Annotated in this window: 6 protein-coding genes; 1 reads left to right on the top strand and 5 read right to left on the bottom strand. The window is 69.0% G+C overall.

Translation table 11 applies throughout. The features are described 5' to 3' along the window. The 5 genes from ACWGI8_RS33340 to ACWGI8_RS33320 all read right to left on the bottom strand — a co-directional run. A partial coding sequence (locus ACWGI8_RS33340) for a glycoside hydrolase family 3 protein (protein WP_453666664.1) occupies nt 1–2946 on the bottom strand: 2946 nt, incomplete at its 3' end. A 59-nt stretch (nt 2947–3005) separates the two neighbouring features. After that, nucleotides 3006–4355 (bottom strand): GH1 family beta-glucosidase, encoded by a 1350-nt coding sequence (locus ACWGI8_RS33335; protein ID WP_453666668.1) that lies wholly within the window; start codon nt 4353–4355, stop codon nt 3006–3008. 107 nt (nt 4356–4462) lie between these two features. Next, the gene (locus ACWGI8_RS33330) at nt 4463–5302 is read right to left on the bottom strand and encodes a carbohydrate ABC transporter permease (protein ID WP_453666666.1); all 840 of its coding nucleotides are present in this window, start codon (nt 5300–5302) and stop codon (nt 4463–4465) included. Nucleotides 5303–5333: 31 nt separating this feature from the next. After that, entirely contained in the window at nt 5334–6329 is a 996-nt protein-coding gene (locus ACWGI8_RS33325) for a carbohydrate ABC transporter permease (RefSeq protein ID WP_453666662.1), read from the bottom strand. A gap of 14 nt (nt 6330–6343) precedes the next feature. After that, nucleotides 6344–7663, bottom strand: coding sequence for an ABC transporter substrate-binding protein (locus ACWGI8_RS33320; RefSeq protein WP_453666660.1), 1320 nt, complete (start codon nt 7661–7663; stop codon nt 6344–6346). Between the two features lie 187 nt (nt 7664–7850). On the opposite strand from ACWGI8_RS33320, the gene ACWGI8_RS33315 reads away from it, so the two are divergent. Continuing rightward, the coding region (locus tag ACWGI8_RS33315) for an ROK family protein (RefSeq protein WP_453666658.1) at nt 7851–8712 on the top strand (862 nt) is incomplete at its 3' end.

The raw sequence follows: 8712 nt of genomic DNA, 5'->3' as shown, positions 1-8712 counted from the left end.
GACGATCAGCCGTGCCTTGCCGACCAGTTCCCTGCCCTGCTCGGAGTCACCGTGGCCGGCTGCCTGCAGGACCTTCGCCGCGATGCCTATGGCCTTCAGGGCGGATTCCCCTCCGGCGGGCTTCCTGTCGAGCGTGGTCAGGCCCCAGCCGTACGGGAACAGCGGGTCGTACGCCGCGTCGCCGACGTTGACCGGCAGCTGCGCCTCCGACTTCGGCCATGTGACCGGGAGCTGTCCGGTGAAGGGGCGCTTGCCGTACAGGACGTCGGCGACGCCGTCGCCCTCGGTGCCGGGGAGCCACGACGCGACGAGCGCGTCGATGCCGCCGAGCCGGTCGCCGACGAGCTGCGGGCGGCCCGAGACCACCAGGACCGCGCACTTCAGCGCGGCGCAGACCTTGTCGACAGCTGCCTTGTCGGCGGCGGTCAGCTCCAGGTCGTTGCCGTTGCCGACATCGCCGAAGCCCTCGGCGTACGGGGTCTCGCCGACGACGACCACACCGGCGTCGTAGCCCTCGGTGGCGGCAGAGGCGTCCTTGGAGTACGAGATCTCCGCGTCCGGCGCGGCCTTCCTCATGCCCTCGAGGATCGTGGTGCCGGTGGTGATGCCGCCCGAGGAGCCCTGCCAGCTGATCGTCCAGCCGCCCGCCTGATTGCCGAGGTCATCGGCGTTGGATCCGGCGACGTACACCTTCTGCGACGGCTTCAGAGGCAGCACGGCCCCGTCGTTCTTCAGCAGCACCTGGGACTTGGCGACGGCCTCGCGGGCCACGGCGCGGTGCTCGGCGGAGCCGACCTCGTCGAGGTTGCCGGTGTCGGCGTACGGCTTCTCGAACAGCCCCAGCGTGAACTTCTGCGTCAGGATCCGGGACACCGCGTCGTCGATCCGGGCCTCGCTGATCCGCCCGGCCGCCACCTCGTCCTCGAGGGTCCTGGTGAAGCCCTGGTAGTTGGTCGGCACCATGATCATGTCGAGGCCGGCGTTGACCGAGGTGCGCACGTCGCTCGGGTAGTCGCCGGGGATCTGGTCGATGGCCTGCCAGTCGCTGATCACGAAGCCGTCGAAGCCCATCCGGTCCTTGAGGACCCTGCTGATCATCTCGGCGTTGGCGTGCATCTTCACCGGGCCCTGGTCGTCGCCCAGGATGTCCAGCGAGGAGTACGAGGGCATGACCGTGCCCGCGCCACGCCTGACCGCCTCCGCGAACGGGGCGAGGTGCACCGCCTCCAGCTCCTCGCGGGTGACCTTGGTGACGCCCTGGTCGATCGTGTACGAGCCGGTGGCCGACGAGCCGAACTCGGTGCCGCCGTCGCCGACGAAGTGCTTGGCGCTGGTGAGCACCTTGTCGTTGCGGTCGAGGTCCTTGCCGTTGCGCGCGCCCTGCATCCCGTTGATCACCGTCTCCATCGCGGTGACCAACGCCGGGTCCTCACCGAACGCCTCGTAGGAACGGCCCCAGCGCTCGTCGCGGGTCACACACAGGCACGGGGCGAAGTCCCACGGGATGCCGGTGGCGCGCACCTCCTTCGCGGTGACCGCGCCGGTCTTCTCCGCGACCTTCGGGTCACGGCCGGCGCCGATGCCGATGTTGTGCGGCATGATCGTCGACCCGATGACGTTGTTGTGGCCGTGCACCGCGTCCACGCCGTATATCAGCGGGACCTGGAAGCGGGTCGCCTGCGCGCGCAGCTGGTAGGAGTCGACCATCTTCGCCCACGCCTCGGGTGCGTTGGGAGCCGGCACCGAGCCGCCGCCGGAGAGCAGCGAGCCGAGGCCGTAGGAGGCGATGTCGCCCTGCGACTTCAGCGCGTTGCGCTCGGCCTGCGTCATCTGGCCGGCCTTCTCCGCGAGGGACATCCTCGACAGCAGATCGGCGACGCGCTTCTTCACCGGGAGCCTCTTGTCGAGGTACGGCAGGTCGTGGGCGTTCACGACCACCTGCGGGGTTTCGGCGGGCGCCTTGGCGCCGGTGACGGTCAGCGTGAGCGGGATGGTCTCCGCGGACTCGGCGGTGCCGTCCTTCTTGGTGGGGACGGCGATCGTGCGGCTCTCGCCGGAAGCCGTGCCCGCCGGGAAGGTGACGCTGCCGTTGACCGGCGTGTAGTCCTTGCCGGACTCGGCGCTGCCGCCCCCGGTGGTGTACTCCACGGTGACCGGCGTGTCGATCGGACCGGAACCCGTCGTGGCGACGGAGAGCTTCACCTGGGCGGCTGCGCCCTCGGGGACCGGGTACACGGCGCTGTCCGTGATGACCTTGGTGTTCACGGCCGGGTCGGCCTTGCCGTACAGCTCGACGCCGTCCATGGCGAACTTCCCGGGCGCGCCCGGCGGGAGGGTGAGCGCGTAGCCCCACATCTCGTTGAGGCCGAGGATCCGGTCGATGCCGCCGACCGGCTGGTAATCGGCGCGGTAGACGAAGTCGGAGAAGGGGATCTCGACGAGGTGCCAGCCCTCCCAGTCGTCGGTGAAGGACGTGGTCCACAGCTCGGAGGCCTCGCCGTTGGCGCCGCCGTCCTTGAGCTCGAAGTTGATCCTCTTGCCGGATCCGGGTGGCAGGGGCGCGGTGTTCTGCCCGTACCACCAGAATCGGATGCCCTTGTGGGCCGTCCAGTTGTGCGCGGGCCGGTCGAAGGCGAAGTCGTGTGTGAACCCGCCCCAGCCGCTGATGTCGTAGGCCCCTTCGAGGACCTTGGCGCCCTCCGGGGCGTCGGCGCGCTCCTTGATCGCGAGTTTCGGCTGGTCGTCGGCGTCGCTGCCCCAGGAGAAGAGGCCCTCGGCCGGCGGGTTCGCGAACGGGACCTCCCCCTCGAACCGGTCGACGGGCACGGGGGCGGGCTCGTCGGCGGCACTGGCACTGGGCAGGGCGCCGGAGACCAGGCCGACGAGTACGGCGGTGGCTGCGATCACCGCCGTACTCGATCTGCTGCGGAGGCGAGGACGTGGCATGACGGCTCCTTCGGTGGACGTGGTGTGCGGGGCAGGAGACTTCGGGCTCTGCGCGCGGATCAGTCGGTGACGGCGTGCTGCCGGTGGCTTCGGATGATCTCCTTGTAGCGGTGTCCGCTCGTCTTGATGGTGCGCCGCTGGCTCGGGTAGTCGACGTGGACGAGGCCGAAGCGTTTGTCGTAGCCGTAGGCCCATTCGAAGTTGTCGAGCAGTGACCAGGCGTAGTAGCCGGCCAGTGGGGCCCCCTTGCGGATGGCACGGGCGCAGGCCGCCAGGTGCTGTTCCAGGTAGCGGGTTCGCTCGGGGTCGTCAACGGCGCCGTCCGGGCCGACGGTGTCCGGGAAGGCCGAGCCGTTCTCGGTGACGTGGAGCCGGTTCACGCCGTAGTCGTCGGTGAGGCGCATGAGCAGTGTCTCCAGTCCGCCGGCGTCGATCTGCCAGTCCATGCCGGTGCGCGGGACGTCGGGCAGGCGGACCTCCCGCGCGTACGGGACGGGCCCGTCGGGGTCGTCGGCGACGGTGACCGGGAAGTAGTAGTTGACACCGTGCCAGTCGAGCGGGGCCGCGATCGTCTCCATGTCGCCCGGTCGCTCGGGCAGTTCGACCCCGTAGAGCTCGCGCATGTCGGCGGGGAATCCACGGCCGTACACGGGGTCGAGCCACCAGCGGTTGGTGTGGCCGTCCATGCGGGCGGCCGCCGCGATGTCCTCGGGACGGGTGGAAGCCGCCTCGACGGTGGAGTGGTTGGTCACGAGACCGACCTGCGCGCCGGGCGCTGCCGCGCGAACGGCCCGAGTGGCGAGCCCGTGGCTGAGCAGCAGATGGTACGAGGCGCGCACTGCGGCCGTCAGGTCGGTCAGGCCGGGGGCCATCCGGCCCTCGAGGTGGCCGATCCATCCGGAGCACAGGGGCTCGTTGAGGGTGGCCCACTGGGTGACCCGGTCGCCGAGGCGTTCGGCCACGACCGAGGCGTAGGCGGCGAGCTGCTCGGCGGTGTCGCGTTCCGTCCAGCCGCCCCGGTCCTGGAGAGCCTGGGGAAGGTCCCAGTGGTACAGGGTCACGCTCGGTGTGATCCCCGCCTGGAGCAGGCCGTCCACCAGACGGTCGTAGAAGTCGAGGCCGCGGGCGTTGACCGGCCCGTCGCCGCCCGGCACGACGCGGGGCCAGGCGACGGAAAGGCGGTAGGCGTTGGTGCCCAGCCGCTTCATCAGCGAGATGTCCTCGGGCCACCGGTGGTAATGGTCGCAGGCTTCGTCGCCGTGGTCGTCGTTGTCGGTCTTTCCGGGGGTGTGGGAGAACGTGTCCCAGATGGAGGGGGCCCGGCCGTCCTCCGTGACGGCTCCTTCGATCTGGTAGGCGGATGTGGCCGTGCCCCAGGCGAAGTCGTGGGGAAAGGCGGCGAGGTCTATCGCTTCGGCGCTGGTCGATGCGGAGTCAGCCGGTGCGTGGTCAGTCGGTGCGGAGTCGGTCGGTTCGGACACGGAGGACCTCTCGGAAACGAGCATGGGAAAGGGAGTCACTTGACCGCGCCGGCGGTCAGCCCGGTGACGAGATAGCGCTGGAGGAGCAGGAATCCGGCGACGACGGGCACGCTCACGACGAGGGAGGCGGCCATGATCTGGTTCCAGTAGACGTCGTTCTGGGTGGAGTAGCCCTGGAGGCCGACCGCGAGGGTGCGGGTGGTGTCGTTGGTCATGACGGAGGCGAACAGAACCTCGCCCCACGCGGTCATGAACGCGTACACGGCGACGGCGACGATGCCGGGGACCGCAGCCGGTACGACGACCCGGAAGAGCGCTCCCAGCGGCCCGCAGCCGTCGACCTCGGCCGCTTCGTCGAGGTCCCGGGGGACCGAGTCGAAGTAGCCGATGAGCATCCATATCGAGAACGGCAGGGAGAAGGTCAGGTAGGTGAGGATGAGACCGCCGCGCGAGCCGAAGAGCGCGATGCCGGTGGTGTTGCCGATGTTGACGTAGATGAGGAACAGCGGCAGCAGGAAGAGAATGCCGGGGAACATCTGCGTCGACAGCACGGTCACGGTGAATACGCGTTTGCCGCGGAAGCTGTGGCGGCTGACGGCGTAGGCCGCGAACACCGCGATGACGACGGAGCAGACGGTCGCCGCGCCCGCCACGATCAGGGAGTTGGTGAAGTAGTCGGCGAGCGGGACGGTTTGCCAGATGTCGACGTACGGGCGCACGGTCAGGCCCGAGGGGATCCACTGGAACTTCCCCGACACGTCCTGCAGCGGCTTGAGCGAGCTGGAGACCATCACGAACACCGGCAGCAGGACGAAGCCCGTGAGCAGCGTGAGGAAGATCCGCCGGCTCCAGAGGAAGGACCGCGGGACGGCCATGGGCGAGCGGGGCCGCGGCCGCGGGGAGTGCCTAGGCATCGGTGGCCTTCCTTCCGCGGGAGGTGACGAGGAGGTGGATCCCGGTCACGACCAGCAGGAACAGGACCAGCAGGACCGACATCGCCGATCCCGTTCCGAAGTTCCAGGTCTGGAACGACGACTGGTAGATGTGGAGGGAGATGAGGTCGGCCGCTTCCGGCGCCGCCTTGCCGAAGAGCACGAACGGTGTGTTGAAGTCGTTGAACGTCCACAGGAACAGCACCAGGAGGAGGACCTGGTTGACCGGGCGCAGCGACGGCAGGGTGATGCGGCGGATCTGCTGCCGGACGCCGGCCCCGTCGAGGGCTGCGGCCTCGTACAACTCGCGGGGGATGTTCTGCAGCCCGGCCATGATGATGAGGAAGGCGAAGGGCCAGCCTTTCCACACCGAGACGATGAGCAGCGCCCAGAAACTGTTGTCCCCGATGAGCCAGAAGGCGGGGCTGTCACCGATGCCGAGCTGGTCGTGCAGGACGTGGTTGATCAGGCCGTTGTCCCGCTGGAACATGAACGCCCAGGTGATGACGGCGGCGTAGACGGGCAGCGCGTACGGGACGAGGAAGAGCGCGCGGAGGAAGCCCCTGCCGCGGAACGTCTCCTGCATGAAGATCGCGGCGGCGGTGCCGATCAGCCAGCACAGGCCGACGGAGAGCAGGGTGAACAGGCAGGTGATGGAGAACGACTTCAGCAGCGCCTGGCCCACGGGGGCGTCGAAGTCGACCGAGAGCGTGTAGTTGTTTAGGCCGGCCCAGGGGGCGGTGCCCCAGTCGCGGATGGAGAACTGGGTGAGCTCCTTGAAGCTCATGACGATGCCGATCACCATCGGCACCAGGTGGACGAGCAGTTCCAGGACCAGGGCGGGGAGCAGCAGCAGATACGGCAGCGTGACGCGGCGAAGCCGCCCGGGGCGGCGTGGGTCACGCGCCGTCCCCGGGACGTGTCGCCGTACGGTCCGTTCGCCGGCCTTGTCGAGGGCGGTGGTGGTCATGGTGGCGCCCGTGTTCACTTCTTGGGCATCTGCTGCTGGGCTTTGTCGAGCTTGGCCTTGACCGAGGCGGTGGTCACCGGACGCCCGGCGGCGGCGTCGGCGAAGAGCTCCTTGACCGCGGTACCGACGACGGTCTCGAACTGCGACTCCTCGGGGACCTGCGGCAGTGCTGCGGCGCTGGTGGCGAGGGTGTTCTTGAGGACGGCGATCGCGGGGGTGCCGAACGCGGGGTCCTGCTGCGCGGTCTTGACGGGCGGGATGGAGCCGTAGGCCTGGTTGAGGATCTTCTGCTCCGCGTCGCTGGTCATGAACTTCACGAACTTCATGGCGCCGTCGATGTTCTTGGTGTTCTTGAAGACGCTCAGGTTGATGCCGGCGACCATGGAGTTGACGGCGGTGCCCTGGCCGGGGGCGCCGGACTGGACGGGGGCGGGGGCGACGCCCCATTCGTCGTCGCTCATGCCCTGTGCCTTGAAGGTGGCGGAGGCGGTCTGCCAGAGGACCATCGCGGTCTTGTCCTTGGCGAAGTCGCTCAGGGACTGGTTCTGGGCGTACTCGGCGTTGCCCGGGGCGACGATCTTGTGTTCGGCCATGAGGTCGACGTACTGCTTGACGGCCGCGACGGCGCCCTCCGAGGTGAAGTCGGGCTTGCCGTCGGGGGTGAAGAAGTCGGCGCCTTGCTGCTTGCCGAGGACGAAGACCTGGTGGATGTTGTTGGCGAGGTTGGCGCCCTCGACGCCGATCGCCGCCTTGCCGTCCTTGGTCAGCTTCTTGCCGGTCGCGACCAGCTCGTCCCAGGTGGCCGGCGGCTTCTCGATGCCGGCGTCCTTGAACATCTTCTTGTTGTAGTAGAGCGCGTAGCCCATGGAGTAGAGCGGGACTGCGGCCGGGTCCTGCCCCTGGGCGCCGGTGGAGCCGAGGGCGGAATCGACGAATCGGTCCTTGCCGCCGATCTTCTCGAAGTTCTTCGTGTCCCAGGGCACCAGGGCGCCGCCGGCCTGGAGGGAGGCGCTCCAGGTGTTGCCGATGTTGAGGACGTCGGGGCCCTGGCCGGAGGTGGTCGCGGTGAGGATGCGGTTGAGCAGGTCCGGCCAGGGCACGACCTCCAGCTTGACCTTGATGCCCGTCTGCTTCTCGAACTTGTCGAGCTCTGGCTGGAGCACCTGCTTGTCCACCTCCAGGCTGGCGCCCTGGTTGGAGGCCCAGTAGGTGAGGGTCCCCGGTCGTTCGTTGGATCCGGATCCGCCGGTCGTGGAGCCGTCACCACAGGCAGCCACGGTGAGAGCGAGGGAGAGGGTGACGGCGCCGGTGGCTGCGGCTCTGATTCTGCGCATGGCTCCAGAGGACCCTTTCGGGAGTGACGGAAGCCGTGGAGGGAGGAGGGCCGGCGAAGCGTTCCACGTTCAGCCCCTGAATGCCCCCCTGGCTTAATTTAGGATGTGAGTTAAACCTCAAGAGAAGGTCGCGTCAAGGGTCGCGACAGAGGTATGTTTCGGTCAGGACTTCGACGAGGGGGCCCAAGTGACCGTGCGCAACGGCCGCACTGTGCGTGACCTGCGGCGCGAGAACCGCGCCGCCGTTCTGCAGTGCTTGTACTTCGACGGACCGCTGAGCCGTTTCTCGCTCGGTCCGGCCACCGGGCTGAGCTCGGGGTCGATCAGCAACGTGGTCGCCGAACTGTTCGCCGAGGGCCTGGTGGAGGAGGCCGGCAGCGTCGACTCCGCGGGCGGACGCCCCCGCACCCTCCTGCGTATCAGACCGGGCAGCGGCTGCATGATCGGCGTCGACGTCGGCGAGACCCGGGTCAGGATCGAACTCTTCGACCTCTCCCTGACCGAACTCGCGCGCACGGAAAGGCCGCTGGCGGTCGACGGCCCGCACCGGCACGACCGCTACGAAGTCGGTGTCGTCGTCGGCCACCTGCGCGACGGCATCGCCGAAGTCCTGGACACCGCGGGCGTCCCGCCCGAGCGGCTGCTCGGCGTCGGCATCGGCGTACCGGGCATCGTGGCGCGCACCCCGGAGGACGGCGCTGTGGTGCACGGCCAGACCATCGGCTGGGACGCCGTACCGCTGGAGCGCCTGCTGCGCGAGTCCGGGCTGGTGCCCGAAACCGTGCCGTACTACATCGACAACGGCGCCAAGACCCTCGGCCAGGCCGAGATGTGGTTCGGCGCGGGGCGCGGTGCACGCAACGCCGTGGTGGTGCTCTTCGGTTCGGGCGTCGGCGCCTGTGTCGTCACCGACGACATGCGCCCCGGCCGGGCCGTCGAATGGGGCCATCTGACCGTACGGGTCCGGGGCCGCCGCTGCCGCTGTGGCGCCCAGGGCTGCCTGGAGGCGTACGCGGGCGCCGAGGCGCTCCTCGAACGCTGGGCGGAGG

Source organism: Streptomyces sp. NPDC054841 (assembly GCF_053611045.1).
Note: the sequence above shows the minus strand (reverse complement) of the source record. Positions and strands in the feature narration are given on the sequence as shown.

Bases quoted from the DNA above. Each gene is read 5' to 3' on its own strand.
- ACWGI8_RS33330 (WP_453666666.1), bottom strand. From the start codon at position 5,302: ATGGCCGTCCCGCGGTCCTTCCTCTGGAGCCGGCGGATCTTCCTCACG.
- ACWGI8_RS33325 (WP_453666662.1), bottom strand. From the start codon at position 6,329: ATGACCACCACCGCCCTCGACAAGGCCGGCGAACGGACCGTACGGCGA.
- ACWGI8_RS33320 (WP_453666660.1), bottom strand. From the start codon at position 7,663: ATGCGCAGAATCAGAGCCGCAGCCACCGGCGCCGTCACCCTCTCCCTC.